The organism is Xylanimonas sp. McL0601 (assembly GCF_049852175.1).
GTDB lineage: Bacteria > Actinomycetota > Actinomycetes > Actinomycetales > Cellulomonadaceae > Xylanimonas.
The window spans coordinates 3,764,921-3,788,613 of sequence record NZ_CP187527.1 but is presented as its reverse complement, the minus strand read 5'-3'; the positions used below and the strand labels follow the sequence as shown (position 1 = coordinate 3,788,613).

The 23,693-nt window shown below is 72.6% G+C and carries 20 protein-coding genes; 15 read left to right on the top strand and 5 right to left on the bottom strand.

What is annotated here, in order from left to right; genetic code table 11:
• Window positions 1–56: 56 nt before the first annotated feature.
• Window positions 57–1,121, top strand: coding sequence for an NADH:flavin oxidoreductase/NADH oxidase (locus ACO4JP_RS17495; RefSeq protein WP_425955244.1), 1,065 nt, complete (start codon window positions 57–59; stop codon window positions 1,119–1,121).
• A gap of 277 nt (window positions 1,122–1,398) precedes the next feature.
• Here ACO4JP_RS17495 and ACO4JP_RS17490 read toward each other — a convergent pair whose 3' ends face one another.
• On the bottom strand, window positions 1,399–2,175 hold the full coding sequence (locus ACO4JP_RS17490) for an HAD family hydrolase (protein ID WP_425955243.1): 777 nt from the start codon (window positions 2,173–2,175) through the stop codon (window positions 1,399–1,401).
• 98 nt (window positions 2,176–2,273) lie between these two features.
• Between ACO4JP_RS17490 and ACO4JP_RS17485 the strand changes: the two genes are divergently transcribed.
• The 9 genes from ACO4JP_RS17485 to ACO4JP_RS17445 all read left to right on the top strand — a co-directional run bounded on the left by ACO4JP_RS17485 (window position 2,274) and on the right by ACO4JP_RS17445 (window position 8,527).
• Entirely contained in the window at window positions 2,274–2,867 is a 594-nt protein-coding gene (locus ACO4JP_RS17485) for a winged helix-turn-helix domain-containing protein (protein ID WP_425955242.1), read from the top strand.
• Window positions 2,864–4,141, top strand: a complete 1,278-nt coding sequence (locus ACO4JP_RS17480) for an MFS transporter (protein WP_425955241.1) — start codon at window positions 2,864–2,866, stop codon at window positions 4,139–4,141. Before ACO4JP_RS17485 ends, ACO4JP_RS17480 begins: the two co-directional genes overlap by 4 nt.
• A gap of 101 nt (window positions 4,142–4,242) precedes the next feature.
• Complete coding sequence (locus ACO4JP_RS17475; RefSeq protein WP_425955240.1) at window positions 4,243–5,001, top strand: pilus assembly protein FlpE; 759 nt, start codon at window positions 4,243–4,245, stop codon at window positions 4,999–5,001.
• A complete protein-coding gene (locus ACO4JP_RS17470) occupies window positions 4,998–6,149 on the top strand; it encodes a TadA family conjugal transfer-associated ATPase (protein WP_425955239.1) in 1,152 nt (383 codons plus the stop codon). The genes ACO4JP_RS17475 and ACO4JP_RS17470 overlap by 4 nt, the downstream gene beginning before the upstream one ends.
• Entirely contained in the window at window positions 6,146–6,871 is a 726-nt protein-coding gene (locus ACO4JP_RS17465) for a type II secretion system F family protein (protein ID WP_425955238.1), read from the top strand. Before ACO4JP_RS17470 ends, ACO4JP_RS17465 begins: the two co-directional genes overlap by 4 nt.
• 31 nt (window positions 6,872–6,902) lie before the next feature.
• Window positions 6,903–7,469, top strand: a complete 567-nt coding sequence (locus ACO4JP_RS17460; protein WP_425955237.1) for a type II secretion system F family protein — start codon at window positions 6,903–6,905, stop codon at window positions 7,467–7,469.
• A 122-nt stretch (window positions 7,470–7,591) separates the two neighbouring features.
• Window positions 7,592–7,765: a DUF4244 domain-containing protein gene (locus ACO4JP_RS17455; RefSeq protein WP_425955236.1), complete on the top strand. Its 174-nt coding sequence runs from the start codon at window positions 7,592–7,594 to the stop codon at window positions 7,763–7,765.
• Between the two features lie 61 nt (window positions 7,766–7,826).
• A complete protein-coding gene (locus tag ACO4JP_RS17450) occupies window positions 7,827–8,144 on the top strand; it encodes a TadE family type IV pilus minor pilin (RefSeq protein ID WP_425955235.1) in 318 nt (105 codons plus the stop codon).
• Window positions 8,144–8,527: an Rv3654c family TadE-like protein gene (locus tag ACO4JP_RS17445; protein WP_425955234.1), complete on the top strand. Its 384-nt coding sequence runs from the start codon at window positions 8,144–8,146 to the stop codon at window positions 8,525–8,527. Before ACO4JP_RS17450 ends, ACO4JP_RS17445 begins: the two co-directional genes overlap by 1 nt.
• Here ACO4JP_RS17445 and ACO4JP_RS17440 read toward each other — a convergent pair.
• From ACO4JP_RS17440 to ACO4JP_RS17425, 4 genes are all read right to left on the bottom strand, one after another.
• Window positions 8,514–9,383 (bottom strand): HpcH/HpaI aldolase/citrate lyase family protein, encoded by an 870-nt coding sequence (locus tag ACO4JP_RS17440; RefSeq protein WP_425955233.1) that lies wholly within the window; start codon window positions 9,381–9,383, stop codon window positions 8,514–8,516. The two genes, ACO4JP_RS17445 and ACO4JP_RS17440, sit on opposite strands and share 14 nt — an antisense overlap.
• A gap of 28 nt (window positions 9,384–9,411) precedes the next feature.
• Window positions 9,412–10,524, bottom strand: a complete 1,113-nt coding sequence (locus ACO4JP_RS17435; RefSeq protein ID WP_425955232.1) for a hypothetical protein — start codon at window positions 10,522–10,524, stop codon at window positions 9,412–9,414.
• A complete protein-coding gene (locus ACO4JP_RS17430; RefSeq protein ID WP_425955231.1) occupies window positions 10,521–11,651 on the bottom strand; it encodes an SPFH domain-containing protein in 1,131 nt (376 codons plus the stop codon). Before ACO4JP_RS17430 ends, ACO4JP_RS17435 begins: the two co-directional genes overlap by 4 nt.
• Window positions 11,652–11,755: 104 nt before the next feature.
• Window positions 11,756–14,230, bottom strand: a complete 2,475-nt coding sequence (locus tag ACO4JP_RS17425) for a DEAD/DEAH box helicase (protein WP_425955230.1) — start codon at window positions 14,228–14,230, stop codon at window positions 11,756–11,758.
• Here ACO4JP_RS17425 and ACO4JP_RS17420 point away from each other — a divergent pair.
• The 5 genes from ACO4JP_RS17420 (at window position 14,210) to ACO4JP_RS17400 (ending at window position 23,505) form a co-directional block, all read left to right on the top strand.
• Window positions 14,210–14,953 carry a hypothetical protein gene (locus tag ACO4JP_RS17420; protein ID WP_425955229.1) on the top strand — a complete coding sequence of 248 codons (744 nt, stop codon included), beginning with the start codon at window positions 14,210–14,212 and terminating at the stop codon, window positions 14,951–14,953. The two genes, ACO4JP_RS17425 and ACO4JP_RS17420, sit on opposite strands and share 21 nt — an antisense overlap.
• 74 nt (window positions 14,954–15,027) lie before the next feature.
• Window positions 15,028–16,521, top strand: a complete 1,494-nt coding sequence (locus tag ACO4JP_RS17415) for a hypothetical protein (RefSeq protein ID WP_425955228.1) — start codon at window positions 15,028–15,030, stop codon at window positions 16,519–16,521.
• Window positions 16,522–17,091: 570 nt separating this feature from the next.
• Window positions 17,092–20,031, top strand: coding sequence for a hypothetical protein (locus ACO4JP_RS17410; protein WP_425955227.1), 2,940 nt, complete (start codon window positions 17,092–17,094; stop codon window positions 20,029–20,031).
• Between the two features lie 296 nt (window positions 20,032–20,327).
• Window positions 20,328–23,165: a hypothetical protein gene (locus ACO4JP_RS17405; protein WP_425955226.1), complete on the top strand. Its 2,838-nt coding sequence runs from the start codon at window positions 20,328–20,330 to the stop codon at window positions 23,163–23,165.
• Window positions 23,166–23,295: 130 nt separating this feature from the next.
• Window positions 23,296–23,505: a hypothetical protein gene (locus ACO4JP_RS17400; protein ID WP_425955225.1), complete on the top strand. Its 210-nt coding sequence runs from the start codon at window positions 23,296–23,298 to the stop codon at window positions 23,503–23,505.
• The last annotated feature ends 188 nt before the right edge of the window (window positions 23,506–23,693 follow it).

Here is a 23,693-nt window from a genome sequence, read left to right as displayed (position 1 = left end):
CGAGATCACACCCGAGGTGGGGTCGTGCCTGCAGCGACGGTTCCTAGGGTGGGACCGTGAGCCTTCTGTTCGAGCCCCTGCGCCTGCGCGACCTGACCGTGACGAACCGCGCCTGGCTGGCGCCCATGTGCCAGTACTCCGCCGTGGACGGCGTGCCGAACGAGTGGCACCTGGTGCACCTGGGCGCCCGTGCCGCTGGCGGGTTCGGGCTGCTGCTGGCGGAGGCCACCGCCGTCGTGCCCGAGGGGCGGATCTCGCCGCAGGACGTCGGGCTGTGGGACGACGTGCAGGTCGCCGCGTGGCGGCGCATCACCGAGTTCGTGCACGAGCAGGGCGCCCTCGTCGGCGTGCAGCTCGCGCACGCAGGGCGCAAGGCGTCGACCTACCGGCCATGGTCGCCGGTGCAGGGTTCGGTCCCGGCCGCCGAGGGGGGCTGGCCGACGCTCGGCCCCACCGGCCTCGCCTTCCCTGGGTACGCGGCGCCCGCCGCGATGACGCCGGAGCAGGTCGCGGCCGTGCCCGAGCAGTTCGCCGCCGCGGCCGGCCGCGCGCACGCGGCCGGGTTCGACGTCGTCGAGCTGCACGCCGCGCACGGGTACCTGCTGCACCAGTTCCTCTCGCCGCTGACCAACCAGCGCACCGACGGCTACGGCGGCACGCCCGGCAACCGGGCGCGGCTGCTGATCGAGACCGCCGACGCCGTGCGGGCCGCGTGGCCCGACGGCAAGCCTCTCTTTGTGCGGGTCTCCGCGACCGACTGGACCACGGGTGGCCTCGAGCCCGACGATGTCGCCGCGGTGGCCAAGGAGCTGGGCGCCCACGGCGTGGACCTGGTCGACGTCTCCACGGGTGGGCTCGTGCCGGCGGAGGTCCCGGCTGCGCCCGGCTACCAGGTGCCGCACGCGCGCCGCGTGAGGCAGCTGTCGGGGCTCGTGGTGGCGGCGGTGGGCCTGGTCACGTCGGCCGAGCAGGCGGAGCAGGTGCTGGTCGACGGCGCCGCCGACGCCGTGCTGCTGGGGCGTCCGGCGCTGCGCGACCCGCACTGGCCGCTGCGTGCCGCGCGCGAGCTCGGGGACGCGGTGGCGTGGCCGCCGCAATACCAGCGCGGGGCCTGGCGCTAGGGCGCAACGGAGGGGCGAAAGGGCGCGGACGTGCTGGAACGCACGATTGCGGCACCCGGGAGTCGTAGTCGACCGGGTGCCGCGCTCGCCCAGAGGGCACAAATAGCAGGCGCCTTTGTCCTGCTCCGTCACGGGACCTGGCCCGCCGGAGTGTCCACTAAGGGGACTATCTTTGGCGTGGGTTCCGTGCCCTACCGATGTGTTGTTGTGACTCCATAACACGCCTGCTGCGTTCGTTCTGCAAGGCGGCCCGGCGCTCGCTGATCGGTGCCGGCGGTCAGCGTCGACGGGTCGCCCGCCACACCAGGACGCCCACCGCGGCCAGGGCCAGGGCACCCGCCACGACCAGCACCGGCGTCGGCGGCCGGAGGCCCGTGCGCAGGGCGACGGGGCGGGAGAACGCGAGCACGCCCCAGCCTCGCTCGGCCGCGAGCCGGCGGAGCGTGCGGTCCGGGTTGACGACGAAGCCGTGCCCGACGGCGTCGAGCATCGGGGTGTCGGTGATCGAGTCCGTGTAGGCGTAGGAGCGCTCGAGGTCGTAGTCGTGCTGCTCGGCGAGCTCGCGGATCGCGACGGCCTTGTTGTCGCCGTACGCGTAGAACTCCATGTCTCCCGTGTACTTGCCGTCCTTGACCAGCATGCGCGTGGCGACGACGTGGTCGGCCCCGAGCACGGTGGCGATGGGCTCGACCAGCTCGGCGCCCGACGCCGAGACGATGACGACGTCGTGGCCCAGCTCGTGGTGCTCGGCGATGAGGTCCACGGCCTCGGCGTAGACGTAGGGGTCGATGACGTCGTGGACGGTCTCGGCGACGATCTGGCGGACCTTCTCCACTTCCCAGCCGGCCGCGAGCTCCGACAGGTGCTTGCGCATCCGCTCGGTCTGCTCGGCGTCCGCGCTGCCCACCACGAACAGGAAGTGGGCGTAGGCGGTCCGCAGCACGTCGCCACGGGTCACGAGGCCACCCTGGTAGAACGGGCGCGAGAGGGCGGCCGAGGCGCTCGTGGCGATGATCGTCTTGTCGAGGTCGAAGAAGGCGGCGGCACGGCTCACCAGGCGAGCCTAGCGGGGGCGTGCGACGAGCACGGGAATTATCTCCCTCGTGTGCAGAACTCTTGTGCACAAGAGTTGTGCAGAGTTACTGTGCAGACATGTCGGAGCGTCCGTACACCCATGTCGACCTCACCGCCGAGTCCGTCAAAGTGCTCGCCCATCCGCTGCGCTCGCGGCTCCTGTCGGCGCTGCGGCGAGGCGGGCCGGCCTCCGCGACCGCGCTCGCCGCGGAGCTGCGCACCAACTCCGGAGCAACGAGCTACCACCTGCGCCGGCTCGAGGCGGTCGGGCTCGTCGCCGACACGGGCGAGGGCCGGGGCAAGGAGCGGCTGTGGGCCGCGACCACGCAGAGCCACGGCTGGCGCAACTCCGCCTTCGCCGACGACGAGGACGCGCGCACCGCGATGGGCTGGCTGGTCCGCGACTACCAGCACGGGTTCGACGCCCGGTACGCCCAGTGGCTCGATGTCGCCGAGACCTGGCCCGAGACCTGGCAGGACGCGCTCGGCATGGAGGAGGTCTGGGTCACGGTGACGCCCGAGCAGCTGACCGCGATGAAGGAGGAGGTCGAGCAGGTGGTCCTGCGCTACCGCGACGCCGGCAAGGGGGACGCCCGTGCGCGGCGCGTCGACCTCTACCACGTGTCGATGCCGCTCGACCTCGAGCTCGACCCGCCCGAGGAGGACCGATGACCACGACCCCGTCCGCTGCGCGCCGCGTGTTCCTGCTGCTGACCGCCACGCGCTGGTTCCCCGTTGGCCTCGTCGTGAGCGTGACGACGCTGCTGCCGATCGAGCGCGGCCTGACGGTCGCGCAGACCCTGACGCTGGCGTCGGTCGGCGGGTTCACGGTGTTCCTGCTCGAGCTGCCGACGTCGGGCACCGCCGACGCGCTGGGGCGCAAGCCCGTGCTCGTGGCCGCCGGGGTGGCCCAGGTGGTCGCGGCGGGACTGTTCGCTGCCGCGCAGTCGTTCCTCGTGTTCGCGGCGTCCGCGCTGGTCATGGGCGTGTTCCGGGCGCTCGACTCGGGGCCGCTCGAAGCGTGGTTCGTCGACACCGTGCACGTCACGCACCCGGGCGCCGACGTCGACCGCACGCTCTCGTTGCAGTCGGCCGTGCTCGGCGGGGCGATCGCCCTCGGCGCGCTCGTCTCCGGCGGCCTCATCTGGTGGCACCCCATCGCCGCGTGGTCCGCGCTCACGCTTCCGTACGTCGTCTATGCGGTGCTCGCCGTGGTGCACCTGGCGGCCGTGGCGCTGCTGCTCCACGAGCCCGCGCGCGACGGCGTCACGTCCCGCGGGCTCGCGGCGGCGGTCGCGGCGGCGCGGCGCGCGCCTGGTGTCGTCGCCGACGGGCTGCGGCTCGCCCGCGGCAGCCGGGTGCTGCGAGCGCTGCTGCTGGTCGAGGTGTTCTGGTCGGTGGGCATGGTGGTGTTCGAGTCGTTCATGCCGATCCGGCTGGGCGAGCTGCTCGGGAGCGGGGCACGCGCGGGCGCGGTCATGGGGCCCGTCGGTTCGGTGGGCTGGGCCGTGTTCGCAGGCGGAGCGGGGCTTGCCGGGCTGGCGGCACGTCGGTTCGGGGTCGCGCGGACGGCGCTCGCCGCCCGCGTGCTCAACGGGCTGGGCGCGGTGTGGATGGGGCTCGCGCTCGGTCCGGCGGCGCTCGTGGTCGCGTACCTGGCGACGTACGGGCTCCACGGTGCGGGAGGCCCGGCCTACAACACGCTGTTGCACCGGGAGGCGCAGGCGGGCAACCGCACCACGGTGCTGTCGATGGCGTCGATGCTCGGGTTCGCGGCGTTCGGTGTGGCGGCCCCCGTTCTGGGGTGGACGGCGGACGCCGTCTCGACATCCGTCGCGATGGTCCTGGGCGGCGCGTTCTCGACGGTGGGCGCGCTGTGCTTCCTGCCGGCGCTGCGGCGCGAGAAGGAGCTGCGAGCGGCCGGGTCGGTCGTCGTGAGCGTGTAGGGCGCGGGGAGGCTGCACCCAGGGAGATGCTCGGGCCGGTTGTGCACAGGTGACCGGCTCGGGTCGCGGCGACCAGCGCCCGCGACGCCAGGGTGGCGGCCATGGGAGATTCACCACTGGTCGCGGTCGTCGGCGCCTGCGGCGGGGCGGGCACCTCGAGCGTCGCCGCCGCGGTGGCGCACGGGCTCCGGCGCACGGGCGGGCGCGGCGTGCTCGTCGACCTCGACGCCGGCGGTGCCGGCATCGAGGTGCTGCTGGGCATCGAGGACGAGCCCGGCGCTCGCTGGCCCGAGCTCGCCGACGCGCGCGGCGACGTCGACGGCCGCGGGCTCCTGGCCGCCCTGCCGCGGTGGGGCGCCGTGCCGGTGCTGTCCGCGGCCCGGTTCACGCCCGCGGCGCCGGAAGACGACGTCGTCCTGGACGTGTGCGCGGCGCTGCTGCGCTCGGGGGAGGCCGTCATCGCGGATCTCCCACGGCCGGGTGCCTGGAGGACGGCGGCGCGGGCGCTGCTCGCCGACGCCGACGACGTGCTCGTGGTGACGCCGGCGACGATGACCGGTGCCGCCGGGGCGGTGGCCGTGGCGCGGGCGCTCGAGCGTGTTCCCGCGGGCGGCGGCGCCGGGCGCGTCCGGCTCGTGGTCCGCGGCCCGGGGCCCGGGCGGGTCGACCCCGCCGACCTCTCGGCGCTCACCGGGCTCGAGGTCGCCGCGGAGACCGGTGAGGACCGGTCGCTCGCCGGCGCGATCGAGCGGGGCGAGGGGCCGCGCGTGGGGCGCGGCACGCGGCTCGGCAAGGTGGGGGCGGAGCTGGCTGCGATGCTCGCCGGCGCGGCCCCCGGTCTGACCCGGGGCCGACGATGAGCGTGCTCGACGACGACCTGCTCGGTGACGTGCGCGGTCGGCTGGGGGTCCAGGACGTCGACGACGCCGCGGTGGGCGCCGCGCTCGCGGCGAGCGGGCGGGTGCTCGGCTCCGACGCGCTGCGTGAGCTGACCCGTGCGGCGCGGGCCGAGCTCGCCGGTGCCGGGCCGCTGCAGCCGCTGCTCGAGCTGCCCGGCGTCACCGATGTCCTGGTGAACGGCCCGCGCGAGGTCTGGCTCGACCGCGGGAGCGGGCTCGAGCGCGCCGGGCTCGACCTCGGTACGCCGTCCGCGGTGCGGGCGCTCGCGGTGCGGCTCGCCGCGCTGGCGGGGCAGCGACTCGACGACGCCGCGCCCGTGTGCGACGGGCGGCTCCCGGACGGGACACGGCTGCACGCCGTCGTCGAGCCCGTCGTCCCGGCGGGGGCGGCGGTGTCGTTGCGTGTGCTGCGTCAGTCGACGCTCGGCCTGGACGCGCTCGTGGCCGGCGGTGCGGTGCCCGGCGCGTGGGAAGGGCTGTTGCGCGGTCTGGTCGCACGGCGAGCGAACGCGCTGATCTCCGGAGGGACCGGCACCGGCAAGACGACGCTGCTCGCGGCGCTGCTCGGCCTGGTGCCGCACGACGAGCGTCTCGTCACCGTCGAGGAGGCGCGCGAGCTCGCGCCTGCGCACCCGCATGTGGTCCCGCTCGTGACCCGCCGGGCGAACGTCGAGGGCGCGGGGGCGGTCGGGCTCACCGAGCTCGTGCGGGCGGCGCTGCGGATGCGTCCCGACCGGATCGTCGTCGGCGAGTGCCGCGGCGCCGAGGTGCGTGAGGTGCTGCTGGCGATGAACACGGGGCACGACGGCGGCCTCGCGACGCTGCACGCCAACGCCGTCGAGCACGTGCCGGCGCGGCTCGAGGCGCTCGCGGCGCTCGCCGGGATGCCGCGCGACGCGGTGGCCGCGCAAGCCGTCGCCGCGGTCGACGTCGTGCTGCACGTGCGGCGCGAGCGCGGGCGTCGGTTCGTCGCGGCGGTCGGGGTCGTGGACCGGGAGCAAGACGGGTTCGTGGTCAACGCGGCGGCGCGGTGGGACGGGGCGAGCGCACGGCCGATCGTCGAGGACGAGCGCGCGTGGGAGCAGGTTACCGGGCGGTGGGAAGCATGAGCGGGGACGCGGTCACGGCGGGGGCCGCCGTCGCGATCGCCGTAGGAGCGGCGCTCGAACGCGCCGGGCGTGGCGCCGTCGCCGTGCTCGGCAGGCCTGCAGGCAACCGCGCTCGGGGCGGAGTCCGTGCGTGGTTCGAGGGGCGGAGAGGTGGGGTGGTCGCTCGAGGGTCCGCATCCCGGATCTGGGGCCAGCGCCGGCCCGCCGGAGCCGACCTCGGCGACGGAGGGGCGGTGCGGGTCGTCGTCGCGCAGGTCGCGGCGCTGCTGCGGGCCGGGGCTCCGCCCGGGGCAGCGTGGACGCGGGCGGCCGGCGTGCCGGTCGACGGGCTCGGGGTGCCCGACGTGGAGGCCCTCGCCGACGTCGTCGGGGATGAGCCTTCGCGAGCGGTCGCTGCGGCGACCCGCCTGGCGCTCACGGTCGGCGCGCCGCTCGGACGCGTGCTCGAGGCGGTCTCGGACACGCTCGCCGCGCAGGCCGAGGCCGCCGCCGAACGCGAGGCCGCACTCGCCGGCCCGCGTGCGACGGCGCGCGTGCTGTTGTGGCTCCCCGCCGCCGGGGCGCTGCTCGGCTGGGCGCTCGGGGCCGACCCGTGGGCAGCCGCGACCGACCGAGGCCTGGGGAGCGCAGCGGTGGGCGGCGGGCTGGTGCTGCTCGCGGCCGGGCGGTGGTGGACGGGACGGCTCGTCGAGGCCGCGCGGCAGGCGGGAGAAGCGGCGTGACGTCGACGTGCACGGCTGGCGGAGCAACGACATGACGGCGGCAGCGCTCGGCGCAGTCGTCGGGCTGCTCGCGGTCTCGCCGTGGGTGCTCATGTCGGTCGCGGCCCGACGGCGGTGCTTGCTGCTGGCGGTCGCGCCGCCTGCCGAGCGGGCGGCGGAGGTCGGAGCGGGAGTGGACGTGACCGTCCTGCTCGAGCTGATCGGTGCGGCCCTCTCCGCCGGTGCGGGCGTCCCGCGCGCTTTGCAGGCAACCGGGGACGCCGTCGGCGGAGTGGACGGCATGGCTCTCCGCGGCGTCGCCGCCTCCCTGCGGCTCGGGGCGCCGTGGACGGAGGCATGGGGAGGCGCGCCCGCGCGCCTCGCGGTGGTGGGCCGGGGGCTGCGGCCGGCGTGGGAGGAGGGGGCCGCTCCCGGTGCGGCGCTGCGCGCTGCGGGCGACGAGCTGCGGCGCGCCCGGCGCGACGCCGCGCGGACCGCCGCGGCGCGGCTCGGCGTGCGGCTCGTGCTGCCTCTCGGCGCGTGCTTCCTGCCCGCGTTCGTGCTGGTGGGGCTCGCGCCGGTGCTGCTGGCCCTGGGAGTCGATCTGCTCACGGGCTGACCGAGGGCCAGGCCCGCGGGTCGGCGCGCGGATAGGCCCGCGGGTGAAGGGCGTCCCGGCGATCGCCGGGTCGAGGGAGGCGTGGGGGCACCGTGCCGCCACGCCGACGAGAGGGGACGGCATTGGAGCAGAAGACGGGGGCCTACGGGCCCGAGGCGGGGATGGCGACGGCCGAGTACGCGGTCGCGACGCTGGGCGCGGCCGGACTGGCCGGGCTGCTGATCGCGATCCTCAAGAGCGACATGGTGCGGGGGCTGCTGGAGAACCTCATCACCACCGCCCTGTCGGTCGTGTGAGAGCGCCGTGACGAGTGCAGCGGCACGCAGGAGGCCCGGCGCCCAGGGCGAGCGTGGCGCGGTGACCGCCGAGCTTGCGGTGGGGCTTCCGGTCGTGGCCCTGCTGCTCGTCGCGGTGCTCACCCTCGCGGCCGCGTCCGGCGCGCAGATGCGCGCGCAGGACGCGGCCCGCGCGGGGGCGCGGGCTCTGGCGATCGGGCAGGACGAGGAGCAGGTGCGGCTGGTGATCGAGAAGGTTGGCGGACCGGAGGCGACGGCGAGGTTCGAGCGCGACGGGACGTGGGTGGTCGTGGACGTGTCGCGGCCCGTCGGCGGCGGCTGGTTCGCGAGCGCACCGCTGCGTGCCAGTGCGCAGGCGACGGCGTGGGTGGAGCCGTGATGGGCACAACAACACCGCATGACGCGGAACGCGGCGCCGGGACCGTGCTGGTCCTCGGGCTCGCCGCGGTGGTGCTCATGCTCGGGCTCGCGCTCGCCGCGCTCGGCGCGGCGCAACGAGCGCGAGGTGCAGCCCAGTCGGCCGCTGACCTGGGTGCGCTCGCCGCGGCGACGGCACTGCGCGACGGGCTCGACCCATGTGCCACCGCGACCGACGCCGTGGGCCGCAACCACGGGCTGCTGGCGGAGTGCGAGCCCGGGCCGGGAGGTGTCGTCGGCGTCACCGTGACCCGGGCCGTGCCCGCGATGCAGGCCTGGGTCGGCGGCGAGGCCCGCGCGCGGGCGCGGGCAGGGCCCCGCGTCGCCCGAATCAGCTCGGGTTGATGCCGAACAGGACCGAGCGCTCGCGGATCAGGCGGGCGCGGCCGAGCCGCGGCTTGTCGGACCCGTCGCGGATCACGCTGCCGGAAGCCTCGAAGTCGGCGAGGAAGTCGATCGCCCACGCGACGTCGGCGGGTGACGGGCTGAAGCACTCGTTGACCACGCCGGGCTGCTCGAGGTCGAGGCAGATCTTGCCGGTCATGCCGAGGTCGACGGCGTCGCCCGACTGCTCGCGGAGCACGGGGTGGCTCGTGCCGACGGTCGGGCCGTCGATCGGGCCCGTCAGGTTGCCGATCCGCGACGCGGTCACGAGGCGCGAGCGCGGGTAGGCCATCGCCAGCGGCTCGTTCGCGGCGCCCGTGTCCCGGCGGTAGTCGCCCGAGCCGAACGCAAGACGGAACACGCCCGGCGCGCGGGCGATCGAGACGGCCTCCTCGATCCCGAGTGCGGACTCGACGAGCGCGATCACCGGCAGGTGCCCGCCGAGCCGCTGGACCGTATCGACCACCTGGTCGGCGCTCTCCGTCTTGGCGAGCATGACGCCGCGCAGGCCGGGCGCGTCGCGCAGGGCACGCACGTCGTCGGCCCAGGCGCCGCTTCCCCGCTCGTTGAGGCGCACCCAGGCCTGGCCGCCGTGGTCGAACCAGTCGAGCACCTTGGCGCGCGCGACGTCCTTCAGAGAGTCGTCGACGGCGTCCTCGCAGTCGAGCACAACCTGGTCGGCGCGGGAGAGCTGAGCGGCGTCGAACGCGTCGTCGCGCAGGGCCGAGAGCAGCAGCCAGGAGCGGGCGTGAGCGGGGGCGACGCGGGTCTCCTCGCGGGAACGCCGCCGCTCGTCGAGGGATGTGTCCAGGGTCACTCCGGGGAGACTACGCCGTCGGGCTGGCTCAGGGACCTGTCGGGAGCACGGACCCGGTGCGCTCCTGCAGCACGACCAGGACGACGGCGAGCACGACGAGCAGCACCGCGAGCACCGCCGCCACGATCTTGACGACCGACCACGGGCGCTCGCCCAGCACCTCTCCGGTGAGCGCGTTGATCGCGACCTCGAACGTGCGCCCCGCGTACACGTACACCGCGAGCCACGCGGGCAACAGCACGAGCTTGTACGTGACGGCGCGGTAGTACGTGTCCATCGAGGTCACGCGTTGCTCGTCGCCGCCGATGTCATCGCGCACGTCGGCCTCGATCCGGCGGGCCATGACGGCCTTCGCCTCCTCGAGGCCGGTCTCCGGCTCGACGTCGTAGCGGAGGGTGTCGTGCCCGGCGAGGTAGTCGGGCGAGAACGGCACGGCGTCGCCGAGCGGCCAGGGCTCGAGCTTCCTGATGATCCGTATCGGCAGGGCGCGCGTCGCGACGACGAGCAGGTCGTCGAACAGCCGGCGCACGGTGCCGGCGGCCCGGTGCCAGCTCGTGCGCATCTCCTGGTGGGACTGGGCGCGGCCCTCGGAGTCGGTGGTGGTGACGGTCACCCAGTAGTGCTCGCCGCGCTGCCCGGTGTAGTCGGTCTCGGTGTCGGCGTCGAACGTCCAGTGCGGCACGTACGTTCCGCGCACGGACTCGGCGGTGCTGACCGAGCGGAGCGCGCGTGGCGCGAACCAGCGCGAGCGGGTCCACGCGACCAAGGCGGTGCGGGCGGCCGTGCGGTCGATGCCGAAGGGCAGGACGGCGTCGGGTACCAGCGCGCCACTGGACGCAGCCGTGTCCACGACGAGCGGGGCGCCGCAGAACGGGCACGCCTGCGACAGGTGCGTGCTCGTCGTCGTCGCGCCGCAGCGGGGGCACACCACCTGCAGGTGCTCGAGGTGCGCGACGGGAGTGCGCGGAAGCACGGCGAGCTCGTCGAGCGCGTGCTCGCGCACCTGACGCGTCGGCTCGGGGATGCCCTGCGCGTGCCCGCAGTAGCCGCAGCGCAGCACCCTCGAGCCGGGCTCGAACGCGACCGACGCCCCGCAGGCCTCGCAGGGGTACTGGAGGGTGGCGGCGGTCGGCGAGCTCACGGCGCCGCCGTCGGCGGTGCGGGCGGCAGCGGTGGCGGGACGCTACCGAGCACCGCCGCGAGCGCCGGCACCTGCGAGGCCGGGGTCCAGGCGGGCAGGCCCGCGTGCCAGACGAGCGTCTCGGCGCGCAGGGTTCCCGATGCCGCCGCCGCGGCCATCGCTGCGTCGTCGGCGGGTCCCTGCCGCTCGGAGCCGACGGCGAAGTACCACTGCGCGGCTGCCGGCAGCGACGGCGGCGTGAGCGGCGGCGTGGCTACGGGCACGCCGGCTGGGCGCGCGAGGGTGGCCGCCATCTGCTGCCCGACCGCCAGGCCGAGCCCGAGGCCGATGCCCTCGCCGGCCCCGCCGCCGACGTTCTGCGCGGCGTGGTCGATCGCGGTGGCGGTCTGGAAGCGGGTGAACGTGTCGAGGTCCCCTACCAGCCCGATCTGGGTGCGCTTGTCGAGGGCGGCCTCGACCTCTGGCGGCACCGAGATGTTCTCGATGACGAACCGGGGGATCGCGATGCCGAGCTCGGCGAGCTCGGTGGTCAGCGCCTGGGCGAGGCGGTCGCCGATGCCCTGCTGGTGCGCGGCGAGGTCGAGCAGCGGCACCTGCGCCGTCGCGAGCGCCGAGCCGATGCGGCCGACGATCGTCTGCCGCAGGTACTCGCCGACCTCCTCGGTGCGGAACTGCGGGTCGGTGCCCGCGAGCTGGCCGAGCAGGGCCTTCGCGTCGGTCACCTGAAGCGCGTAGGCACCGAAGGCGCGCAGGCGAACCATGCCGAGCTCGGTGTCGCGCACGATGACAGGGTTGACCGTGCCCCACTTGAGGTCGGTGAACAGGCGCGTCGTGACGAAGTAGACCTCCGCCTTGAACGGCGAGTGGAAGCCGTGCTTCCAGCCGTAGAGCGTCGACAGGATCGGCAGGTTGTTCGTCTCGAGGGTGTAGGTGCCCGGCGTGAACACGTCGGCCACCTGGCCCTCGTTGACGAAGACGGCGACCTGCGACTCGCGCACGACGAGCCGGGCGCCCATCTTGATCTCGTTCTCGTAGCGCGGGAAGCGCCACACGATCGTGTCGCGGCTGTCGTCCAGCCACTGGACGATGTCGATGAGCTCGCCCTTGAGCTTGTCGAACAGTCCCATCCGTCATCCTCCGTCGCGAACCTTGCCGGCAGAAAAGCCGTGGGCGGCCGATCCGGGAGGAACGTAGCAAAGTCGCACCGCCTGCGGGAGTGGGCTCCTGCAGGTCAGGAGGTCGGCGCGTGCCCGAGCACGGCGTCGAGCAGCGTGACGGCGGCCGCCTTGTCCAGCGGGGCGTTGTAGTTGCCGCACTTGGGCGACTGCACGCACGCGGGGCAGCCGTGGTCGCACGGGCAGGCGGCGATGGCGTCGCGCGTCGCGCGCAGCCAGGTGGCGCCGAGCTCGTAGCCGCGCTCGGCGAAGCCTGCGCCGCCGGGGTAGGCGTCGTAGACGAAGACGGTCGCCTCGCCGGTGTCGGCGTGCAGCTCGGTCGAGACGCCGCCGAGATCCCACCGGTCACACGTCGCGAGCAGGGGGAGCAGGCCGATCGACGCGTGCTCGGCCGCGTGCAGCGCCCCGGGCACGACGTCGGCGTCGAGGCCGGCCGCGCGCAGCACGAACTCCGGGACGGACCACCACACGGCCTTCGTCGCCAGCGAGCGTTCCGGCAGGTCGAGCTGCTCGGTGCCGAGCACCTGCATGTCCGGCAGGCGGCGGCGCTCGAAGCTGATGACCTGGCTGGTGACCTCGACGGGGCCGACGCCCCACGAGATCGGGCCCCACTCGCGCTCGCGGAGCTCCGCCGTCTCGTCGATCGCCACCGTCATCACCTCGCGCGACCACGTCCCGTGGTCCACGTCGCGGCGCACCACGAGCGCGACCCGGTCCTCGAGGTCGAGATGGTCGACGACGAACGTCGTGCCCTGGTGCACGTAGACCGCACCGTCGTGCACCTGCCCGTCGGCCGACCCGGCGTCGACCGTGCCGAGCAGGCGGCCCGTCGCCGCCTCGACGACCCGCACCGGCCGGCCGCCGGACCCGCGCAGGTCGGCCATGCCCGCCGCGGGCTGCGCGTGCGTCCAGTACCAGCCGGACGGGCGGCGGCGCAGCGCTCCGGCCTCGACGAGTTCGTCGAGGAGCATGCGCACCTGCTCGGGATCGCCGAACCGGTCGAGGTCCTCGGTGCGCAGCGGCACCTCCTGCGCGGCCGCGCAGAGCTGAGGAGCGAGAACGTAGCGGTTCGTGGGGTCGAAGACGGTCGCCTCGAGCGGGGCGTCGAACACCGCCTCGGGGTGGGTCACCAGGTAGGTGTCGAGCGGGTCCTCCCGAGCCACGAACGCGACGAGCCCTTCCGCGCCCGCACGTCCGGCCCGCCCGGCCTGCTGCCACAGCGACATCCGGGTGCCCGGCCAGCCCGCGATGAGGACCGCGTCGAGGCCAGAGATGTCGACGCCGAGCTCGAGCGCGTTGGTGGTCGCGAGACCCAGCAGCGCGCCCGTGCGGATCGCCTGCTCGAGCTCGCGGCGCTCCTCCGGTAGGTAGCCGCCGCGATATGCCGCGATGCGCTGCGACAGTTCTGTCGAAATCGGCCGCAGGTGGTCGCGCGCCGTCTGGGCGACCGACTCCGCACCCCGGCGCGAGCGCGTGAAGGCCAGCGTCCGGGCCCCGTGCGCCGCCAGGTCCGCGAGCAGGTCGGCGACCTCCGCGGTCGCACTGCGGCGCGGGTGGTCCGCGGCGCCGTCCGCTGTCACCACGGCGGTCTGCTCCGCCTCCGAGTGCGAGGCATCCAAGGGGTCAGGCAGCGCCCACGGGTCCCCGTCCGCGGCGACGTCGTCGGCCCCGGACCGCGAGAAGCCGAACGACGCCAGCTCCGGCGGCTGCCACAGCGCGACCGTACGCCGGCCCGACGGCGACGCGTCCTCCGTGATCGCGACGACGTCGTCGGGCCCCATCCCGAGCAGGCGCGCGGCGCTCGCGGCGGGCTCGGCCGACGTCGCGCTCGCGACGACGAACGTGAGCGCTCCGCCGCGATAGTGCTCGACGAGCCGGGCCAGGCGGCGCAGCACCAGCGACACGTGCGCCCCGAAGACGCCGCGATAGGTGTGCCCCTCGTCGACGACGACGTAGCGCAGCGCCCGCAGGAACCGTGACCAGCGCCGGTGGTTCGGCAAGAGCGAGAAGTGCAGGAAGTCGGGGTTGGTGAGGACGGCGTCGGCGTAGTCCTGGACCCAGCGGCGCTCCTCAGTCGGGGTGTCGCCGTCGCAGGTGGCGACGCGCAGGTCGCGGCCGGCGTCGTCGGGCATCGCGGCGAGGACGCGTTCGAGGGCGGCGAGCTGGTCGGCGGCGAGCGCCTTGGTGGGGGAGAGGTAGAGAACGGCGCCGCGTTGCTGTGGCGGGAGGGTGCGCCCGATGGCGGTCAGCGCGGGGAGCCAGAAGGCGAGGGATTTGCCGGAGCCGGTGGAGGTCGCGAGGGCGACGTGGTGGCCTTCCCATGCTGCTGTTGCCGCGGTGGCCTGGTGCACCCAGGGGCGCTCGACGCCGAGGGTGCGGTACGCCTCGACCAGCGCCGGGTCGGCCCAGGTCGGCCAGTCGGTGGTGACGCCCTCGCGCGCGGGGAGCGTGCGCAGGTGGGTGAGCCGGTCCGCTCGCGAGCCGCCGGCCAGGAGCACGTCCAGGAGCGGGTGGGCATCGGCGTCGGGCACGGGTTCCATCCTCCCAGCACGACGGTCGAGCTCTCGTTGACCGGTGCCATGGCTGAGCGGTACGACTTCTGGTATCGCACGCACCTCGAGGTCAACGGTTGGCTCGCCTGGACCTCCAACGGCGCGGCGGCCGGGTCAGAGGGCCTGGGCAGGCGCGTCGAGCCTATCGAGATGCGGCTGCTGCCGAAGGGGTCGGCTGGGCCTGCACAAACGGGGATCGACGCGGCGTTCCTTGTCGACAACGTTGACGGGAGCGACTACCTCCAGTTCCAGGCACACGTCCAGAACATCGGCTGGCAGCCGGGCGTGTCGGCCGGTCACGGCAGGATCATCGGTACCACCGGCCTGGGCTTGCGGATGGAGGCGTTCCGGGTCAACGGGTTCGACCCCTACTACGGGTTCGTCACCGCGCAGGCGCATGTCCAGAACGTTGGGTGGATGGCACCGGTGACCAGCGGCGGCGTCGTCGGAACCGTGGGTCGCGGCCTGCGTGTGGAGGCGATCCGCCTCAGCCTCGAGAACACGGCGTACAGGTCCCTCTACAAGATCTACTACCGGACGCACGTGCAGAACATCGGCTGGACCGGCTGGGCGAAGGACGGCGAGCCGTCCGGATCAGCAGGTTTCGGCTACCGAATGGAGGCCATGGAAGTGCTGATGCTCAACAAGTACGAGCCCGCGCCCGTCGGCACCGGGCTGCCTGCCTTTGCCCAGCGGGGCTAGGCTGCGACCCCTTCTCGGCGTGATGGCGGAGCGCTAGGCTCCACCGCCATCGGCCGGACGACCGCTGACCTGCGGTGGAGCGGTCCTTCAAGACTGGAGTCTCCATGTCTGCACGTTCAGCACTGAACCAGAACGTCCTGGCGCGCATCTTCCGCGCGGTCGCCGCGGCGATCACGATGGGCGCGCTCGCCGTCGCTTGCCTGGCACTCGGCGCTGCCCCGGCCTCGGCCGCGGACACACAGGCGACGACACTGACCGTCACTCCGCACCTGCCGTGGTGGGAGGGAGGGGTCTTGGACGGGGACGTCATGCTCACCTCCGCGGATGGCGCACGCGTCTATGACAAGGCGTGGGTCTACGTCGACGGGGTGGTTCGCGGCTGGAGGGGGACCAGTGACGGCGTCGAGCTCGAGTGGAAGAGCGTCGCACCTGGCCCCCACGAGGTTCGCGTCGAGTTCCGGGGAACTGACGTCTATGCGCCGACTGAGTGGGTGGGCACGGTCGAGGCACAGGCACCGAACGTCACCACTGTGGTGAAGGCAGTTCTCGCAGACACCGTGCCGCAAGAGACGGTCATCGTCCCGATCCATGTGACAGCTCCTAACGGTTCGCTGGTTCAGGGTGGCGTGCTGGCGGATGTCTTCGCTTCCCAGGGACCGACCCTGCCGGAGAGCAGGTGCGCTGGCACGGTGCAGTGGGCGGCGATCAACGATGGTGAGGGGTCCGTTGCCCTAGAACTCGGCTACTGCCCCCCTGGTACGGCGAAGCTCGTTGTGACGTTCGCATCTGGTCGGGAGTTCAAGCCGGCCGACTTCTCCAAGACGATCACCATCGGACTGCCGCTCGCCGCGCCAGTGCCGACGATCGTCGGCGCTCCGAAGGTGGGCGCAACACTGACGGCCCAGCCGGGGAACTGGACTGCGGGCGCTGCCCTCACCTATCAGTGGAGTGCCAACGGAACGACGATCACGGGCGCGACCGGGAGGGCGTTCACCCCGCGTGCAGCGCAGGTTGGCAAGAAGATCACGGTGACTGTCACCGGGAGCAAGCCGACGTACCGGGACGCGTCCAAGACGAGCGCTGCCACCGCGGCGGTCGCGTCCGCGAACGTTCAGCTCGGCTACCAGGGCCATGTTCAGAACATCGGCTGGCAGCCGTGGGTCACCGGCGGTCAGATCGCGGGCACGACGGGGCGGAGCCTCCGCGTGGAGGCGTTGCGGTTCCGCCTGAACAGCCCGGCGTACGCAGGCGGCATCACCGCGAGCGCGCACGTGCAGAACGTCGGCTGGATGGCGCCGGTGGCCACGGGTGGGGTCGTCGGCACGCAGGGTCGTGGCTTGCGGGTCGAGGCGTTCACCATGCAGCTGACCGGTGAGATGGCCAAGCACTACGACCTGTACTACCGCACGCACGCACAGAACTTCGGCTGGCTGGGGTGGGCGAAGAACGGCGCTCGGTCGGGCACGGCCGGCTACGCGTACCGGTTGGAGGCGGTGGACGTGCGGCTGGTCGTCAAGGGCGACCCGGCGCCATCGGGCACGGGGTTGAAGGCCTTCTACCAGCGCTAGGTGCACGCTCCGTTGCGACATGCCTGGCCGGCCGTTGCGCTGCTCGCGGCTGAGGGGGGCCGGGCGAGGCGCTCGCCGAGACCCACGGGCCGTGCTTGTCCACGAGGTCGGTGCCGAGCGGGCCACTGCTGAACAGCCACACGGGCCGGGCGGCGAGCTCCTTGCTGTGCTATCGGGCGAACTTCGCCGCCGACTTCAGCCAGTGCAACATGTGGGCCGCGCCGCCGAGCACGACCGCGTCATAGGGCTCCACCTGTCTGACTTCCTCAACTAGCCGGACGTCAGTGGACAGCCCTGCGGCGGTGGGTGTGAATCGCCACTTCGGCTCTACCCATGGTCGAGCTGTCACGGTAGGTTCCGTTTCCTCTGACTCCGCAGGTCAGGGCGCCGCTCGGTCACGTCAGTTCGAGCAGGCGACGTTGCCTGAGATCCGGAGCTCCGATGCCCCACTCGCGCCCTCTGCGCGCCCGCCGGCTTGCCGTCGCCGTTGCGGCACTCCTGTGCCTCGCGCTGCCCGGTCCAGCAGTCGCGGAGGAGCCGTCGCCGCCACAATCCTCACGCACCGCATTTGTGCAGGCTGGCACCCCGACGCCCCGCGGCGGGCGGCTCGCCCTCTGGGCCACGACTACGGGCACCGACGCCGAGGGCGATCTGGAGAACTACGGCGTGCGGCGCTGGCCCGATGAGAGCACCGGGCCCACCCACGTCGCGCTTGCGACAAGCCCGAAGTCCGGGACGTTCGACGGCGCGATCACCCTCGTGCTCCGGAGCGACGGCACCGTCGAGTCGGTCGAAGGCGGAGCATCCGTGCCGGAGCTGCCGACCGGACTTCGTTACACGGCTGTGGCCGCTAGCGTGCGGCACGGCTATTTGCTGCGGTCCGACGGCGTCGTGGTGTCGGCACCCGTCGAGGCGGCGCCGGTCGTACCCGCCCCGCCGCTGCCAGACGGGATGACCTATGTCGCGATCGACGCCGGTATCGGCCTCGTGGCCGTGCGATCCGACGGCGTGATCGTGAGCACGGCCGACGCCGCGGGGTGCACGGCAGCGATGACCCCCGCGGGAGGGCTTCGATACACGGCGATCAGCGTTGCGGAAGGCGACCGGTCCTGGGTCGCGCTGCGGTCGGACGGGGCCGTCGTCGGCTGCTTCGTTGATGGTCAGGCGCGGGTTCTGATCCCGCCTGACGGCCTGACGTACACGGGTGTGGAGTCCGGTGAGCGGTTCGGGCTCGCGGCCCGGAGCGACGCTGCGATCGACCAGTTCGGTCCGGGGACGAGCCCGTCGCCGTCGTCGTCGGGCGGGACCATCTCCCCGACGCCGCCGCCTCGTGTCCCGGCCGGTCGGTCGGTCACGGCATTGTCGACGGGGATGAACTCGGAGAGCGGCATCGGGGACGCCGTCGCGGTGCTCGACGACGGCTCCGTGCTGACCTGGTCGCTTTACCACGACGCCGCCCCCGCGCCGAACGCGATCCCTCCCGGCTTCGGCGTCACGGCAGTATCGCAGCTGCGTTACGGCCGGCTCGCGATCGTCGAAGGGGATCTCGTCGAGACACGGCTCGACGTCTCGATCACGCCAGGGCAGGCCAAGGTCAGCGTCACAGCTCCCGGTGTCCCTGGCTTCGCTCCGCGTGGCACGGTCACAGTGAGCTTCGTCGGTGACGAGGGTGTGCTCACGCCGATCGCAGGGGCGTGGTGGGAGGACGGACGCGCCGCGCTCACCGACGGTGTCGCCTACGTCGCACTGGACTCGACCTATGAACCGCGCCTCACGCCGGGGACACACGGTCTCGAGGTGCGGTTCGACGGGCCCATCGCACGCAGCGCAGTCATGCGGGCTGAGTACGTCGTGCCGCCGCCTGCTCAGCTGTCTATCGCGGCCGTCGACATCCCGCCTCCTGCACACGTGGGAAGCCACCCTGAGTTCCACATCTCGGTCGTCACGGACGACGGGAACCGGCCGCAAACATTCGTCCACGCGGCGGTCGACGGGGAGCCGTACGACAGCACCTACGCAAGCTGGTACACCGACGATCACGCGGATGCGCTGCTCGGTATCGGCAACGGGCTTGCCGCAGGGCCGCACCGGCTCGAGATCTACGCGTCCTCCGACACCATGTATCGGTACGGCGGCTATCAGGACTCCCCGGTCTGGTCAGGGACGTTCGAGGTGCTGCCGGAGCAGGCCACTACCCTCCGGGCCACGCTTCCTGTCGGAGCGCGCTACGGCGGCGAACCGGGGTGGGACGTCAATCTCAGCCTCTCGCCGGAGGACGGGTTCGACGACGGCGACTTCCGGTATTTCCCCGTCGACGTCACCGTCAACGGGCGCGCATTGGGAACGCAGAACCTCTCGGCATACGGCGGTACCGCCGCTGCGACGTGGGCCGTGGCGGTCAACGACCTGAAGCCCGGCCCGAACCCCGTCACGATGGACTTCGCGGGAGACACAGGCCTTCTTCCGTCGACGTGGACCGGGAACGTGGTGCTGCCCCCGACGGTGCCCACGGTCGTCGCTACGCCCGAGGGCTCGTGGGTCGAGGGAACCGCACCTCGGCTGCGGGCTGAGGTGACGGTCACCGACCTGTTCGTGGACAGGGAGACGTATCCGATCGACGGTGTCACGGTGGCCGTCGACGGACACAAGGTGCTGGACGCCCCGAAGTTGGTTGCGGGGACGCTGCAGCTGCCAAGCCCGCTGCCTCCGGGCGAGCACGAGGTGACCGTCGCGTACGCGGGCGACCTGCCGCAGGCGGCCGCCGCCTCGCGGACGATCACAGTGCTCGTCGCGCCGCGCGCGAAGATCACCGGGAAGCCCGTTATCGGGGCGACCCTGACTGCGCTGCCAGGAACCTGGCCTGCCGGCACATCGCTGGCGTACCAGTGGAAGGCAGACGGCAAGGCGGTCGCAGGGGCGACGTCCCGGACCTTCGTCCCGCGCGCTGCTCAGGCCAGCAAGCGGATCACGGTGACGGTGATCGGCACCAAGTCCGGGCGCGCGAAGTCGTCGAGCACGAGCACGGCGACGGCAGTGGTGGCGTCTGCGAACGCCCAGCTCGGATACCAGGGGCACGTGCAGAACATTGGCTGGCAGCCGTGGGTGACCGGCGGTCAGATCGCCGGAACGACCGGGCGCGGCCTGCGCGTGGAGGCCCTGCGCTTCAGGCTCAACAGCTCGGCCTACCCGGGTGGGATCACCGCGTCGGCGCACGTGCAGAACATCGGCTGGATGGCCCCGGTCGCGACCGGCGGTGTGGTGGGCACTCAGGGTCGCGGTCTGCGGGTGGAGGCATTCACGATGCAGCTGACCGGTGAGATGGCCAAGCACTACGACATCTACTACCGAACGCACGCGCAGAACTTCGGCTGGCTGGGCTGGGCGAAGAACGGCGCGCGGTCGGGTACCGCCGGGTACGCGTACCGGCTCGAGGCGGTGGACGTCCGCCTTGTCGCCAAGGGCGACCCGGTGCCTTCGGGCACCGGGCTGAAGGCCTTCTACCAGCACTAGACACCGCCCTCGATCGGCGAGCGCCACCGAACGCTCCTCGCCGCAAGTTGCTCATCTGACAAGAGGTTGACGTGCCGAATCTCGCATCCAGCGGGCGCCCACGCCATCGTGCGCGCCTGACGTCCTCCGTTGCCCTCGCTGCCCTTGTCTGCGGCCTGCCGCCCATGGCGGCCCACGCCGATGTGCGGGACGAACTGTCGCCAGTCACCGAGCCAGCGACGCCTCCAGCTTTTGTGCAGGCGGGGACGCCCGCCCCCCGGGGCGGCCGGCTCGCCCCGTGGAGCACGGCGACGGGCATGAACGCCGACTCGGACCTGGAAATCTACGGCGCACGGCGTTGGCCGGACGAAGGCACCGGTGCCACTCATGTGGCGCTGGCAACCCATCCAGGCTGGGGAGTGCCGAACGGCGTGACCACTCTCGTTCTTCTGAGCGACGGAAATGTCGAGTCGGTTGAGGGTGGGGCTGTGGTACCCGATCTGCCGCCCGGCCAGCGTTACTCCGCTGTCGCTGCGAGCCCGTACCAGGGGTATCTCCTCAGGTCCGACGGTGCCGTAGTTTCGGCGCTTCTCGAGGGAGTGAAGGACCAGCCCGCCCCGCCGCTCCCCGAGGGGAAGACCTATGTTGCGATCGACGCCGGAGTCGGCCTTGCGGCGGTCCGGTCCGACGGGGTCATCGTCACGACCTTCGGCGGGGCGTGCGAGGCCGCGATGCTCCCCGAGTCCGGGCTCCGGTACACCGCGATCAGCGTGGCGCAATCGAGCCGTTCCTGGGCTGCCTTGCGGTCCGACGGAGCTGTGGTCAGCTGTCTCGCGGACGGTGTCGCTCAGGTGTTGCTCCCTCCTGAGCACACCGTCTACACCGGTGTGGAAGCCGGCGAGCGCTTCGGGCTCGCCGCGCGGAGCGACGGCGTCGTGGACCAGTTTGGTCCGGGGACCGAGCCGGCGGAGGGCGCGGGCGACCCTGTCCTCGCGACGCCGCCACCGACCGTCCCCGAGGGCAGGACGGTCGTGGCCCTCTCGGCGGGGGTCGGGGAGTACGGCATCGGTGATGGCGTGGCCGTCCTCGACGACGGGTCTGTGCTGACCTGGTCGCTCTTCAACGACGACCCCCCGACGCCGGATGCGGTCCCTCCGGGCCTCGGCATCACCGCTGTGTCCCAACAGCGGGAGGGCGCCCGGCTCGTGATCGTGGCGGGAGACCTCCAGACGTCGCATCTCGACGTTTCAACCTCATCGGGTGCCGTCACCGTCCGCGTGACCTCGCCCGACTTCACTCCGCGCGGGGTGATCACGGTGGGCTTCGCCGGGGACGACGGAACGGTGACACCGATCCCCGGGTCCTGGTGGATTGAAGGGCAGGCCGTCCGTGTGGACCTGCCCGCCGAGCCGAGGCTCACACCGGGACCGCACCTTGTCGAGGTGCGATTCGAGGGACCGCCGGCGCGCAGCGCGGTCATGCGGACCGAGTACGTCGTGCCGCCGTTGACGCAGCTGTCCATCTCGTCGGTCGATGTCCCTCCGACCGCACACATGGGGAGCCATCCGAAGTTCCACGTCTCCGTCGTGACAAACGACGGGAGCCGCCCACAGCCCTTCGTCAATGCAGTGGTCGACGGCAAACCGTATGACAGCATCTATGCGACCTGGTATGGCGTCGACCACGCGGACGCGTATCTCAGCATCGGCTACGGGCTCTCACCGGGTACGCACCGGCTCGAGCTTTTTGCGTCCACCGAGCCGAACCAGTACGACTACACCGACGCGCACGTCTGGTCGGGAACTTTCGAGGTGTTGCCGGAGCAGGCCACGACTCTGAGCGCGACGCTGCCGGCGTACGCCCGGTACGGCTTCGTCAGCTCCTGGATCCTGACCTTTGGGCTCAAGGTCGACGACGGGTTCGACACGGCTGACCCCTCGAGCCTCGATCTGCCCGTCGACGTCACGATCAATGGCACAAGCCGTGGCCAAGCATCTCTGCTGGGGCTCCCGGGCTCGCGGACCGCCGGCATCGGCATGGACGTCGGCGAGCTGAGACCCGGTCCGAACGCGGTCACTTTGCGGTTCGCCGGACTCCCAGGGCTTCTTCCGTCGACCTGGAGCGGGACCGTCGTGATGCCACCGACGTCGACCCGCGTGGGCGCGTCACCAGTGCAACCGTGGGTTTCAGGATCGCCCATGCGGCTCGACGCCGAGATTGTCGTCCCCGACCGCTTTGTCGAACGCGAGGTCTATCCGATCAACGGGATCACTGTGGCCGTCGATGGGCGCAAGGTCTTGGACGACGCGAAGTTCCAGGCCGGGAGGCTGTCACTTCCCACCTCGCTGTCTGCGGGTCGACACGTGGTCGTCGTGTCCTATCCCGGCGACCTTCCTCAGGCGACTGGATCATCGACGACGTTCGCCGTGGATGTCGCGCCGACGGTCAGCGTGACAGGGAGCGCGCTGGCGGGAGCGATGCTGACGGCGCAGCCGGGCACGTGGGTCTTGGGGACCGCGCTGAACTACCAGTGGAAGGCAAACGGTGCGAACGTCGCGGGGGCGACGGGCAAGACGTTCGTGCCGCGGGCGGCGCAGGTGGGCAAGACGATCACAGTGACGGTCACGGGGAGAATGCCGGGCGCCACGACCATCTCCAAGACCAGCGCGGCCACCGCCGCGGTCACGGCCGCGAACCAGCAGCTGGGCTATCAGGGTCACGTGCAGAACATCGGCTGGCAGCCGTGGGTGACGGGCGGTCAGGTCGCGGGCACGACCGGTCGCGGTCTGCGGGTGGAGGCGCTGCGGTTCCGGCTCAACAGCCCGGCCTACTCGGGCGGCATCACCGCGGCCGCGCACGTGCAGAACATCGGCTGGATGGCCCCGGTGGCGACCGGTGGCGTGGTCGGCACGCAAGGCCGCGGACTGCGGGTCGAGGCGTTCACGATGCAGCTGACCGGCGAGATGGCCAAGCACTACGACATCTACTACCGCACGCACGCGCAGAACTTCGGCTGGCTGGGGTGGGCGAAGAACGGGGCCCAGTCCGGCACCGCCGGGTACGGGTACCGCCTCGAGGCGGTGGACGTGCGGCTGGTCGCCAAGGGCGATCCGGCGCCGTCGGGCACAGCGCTCAGAGCGTTCTATCAGCGCTAGCCGCGTCCCCGAGGGAGGGGCGGAGGGCTGCCTTCCAGACGGCTTGCACGGTGCTCTCAGCAGGCACTACGTTCGGCGCTGCTGCGGACGAGCCCCTCGGGACAGCCGTTCCTGCCGGGGGCGTTCCCCGTTGCACCCGACCGGCGAGATGGCCAAGCACTACGACATCTACTACCGCACGCACGCGCAGAACTTCGGCTGGCTGGGGTGGGCGAAGAACGGGGCCCAGTCCGGCACCGCCGGGTACGGGTACCGCCTCGAGGCGGTGGACGTGCGGCTGGTCGCCAAGGGCGATCCGGCGCCGTCGGGCACCGGGCTGCGGGCTTTCTACCAGCGCTGACCGAGGGATGTCTTGGCAGAGTTCCGTGAGGTTCTGAACCCTCGTATTGCCATCCTTCCGATGCCCGCGACCTGCCCGGACGCGGTGTCCACGGCGTTGCTCAGGACCGATACGATCCGTGCGCTGCGGAGCAGAGACGTGCGAACCGCCCAGGTCCTGCCCAGCTTTGACCGGGCGCGGATGCTCGG

What these genes read in the sequence shown, in the direction of transcription:
- ACO4JP_RS17405 (WP_425955226.1), top strand. Translation starts at nt 20,328, where the DNA reads ATGAACGCCGACTCGGACCTGGAAATCTACGGCGCACGGCGTTGGCCG.
- ACO4JP_RS17430 (WP_425955231.1), bottom strand. Translation starts at nt 11,651, where the DNA reads ATGGGACTGTTCGACAAGCTCAAGGGCGAGCTCATCGACATCGTCCAG.
- ACO4JP_RS17465 (WP_425955238.1), top strand. Translation starts at nt 6,146, where the DNA reads ATGAGCGGGGACGCGGTCACGGCGGGGGCCGCCGTCGCGATCGCCGTA.
- ACO4JP_RS17460 (WP_425955237.1), top strand. Translation starts at nt 6,903, where the DNA reads ATGACGGCGGCAGCGCTCGGCGCAGTCGTCGGGCTGCTCGCGGTCTCG.
- ACO4JP_RS17475 (WP_425955240.1), top strand. Translation starts at nt 4,243, where the DNA reads ATGGGAGATTCACCACTGGTCGCGGTCGTCGGCGCCTGCGGCGGGGCG.
- ACO4JP_RS17480 (WP_425955241.1), top strand. Translation starts at nt 2,864, where the DNA reads ATGACCACGACCCCGTCCGCTGCGCGCCGCGTGTTCCTGCTGCTGACC.
- ACO4JP_RS17485 (WP_425955242.1), top strand. Translation starts at nt 2,274, where the DNA reads ATGTCGGAGCGTCCGTACACCCATGTCGACCTCACCGCCGAGTCCGTC.
- ACO4JP_RS17470 (WP_425955239.1), top strand. Translation starts at nt 4,998, where the DNA reads ATGAGCGTGCTCGACGACGACCTGCTCGGTGACGTGCGCGGTCGGCTG.
- ACO4JP_RS17445 (WP_425955234.1), top strand. Translation starts at nt 8,144, where the DNA reads ATGGGCACAACAACACCGCATGACGCGGAACGCGGCGCCGGGACCGTG.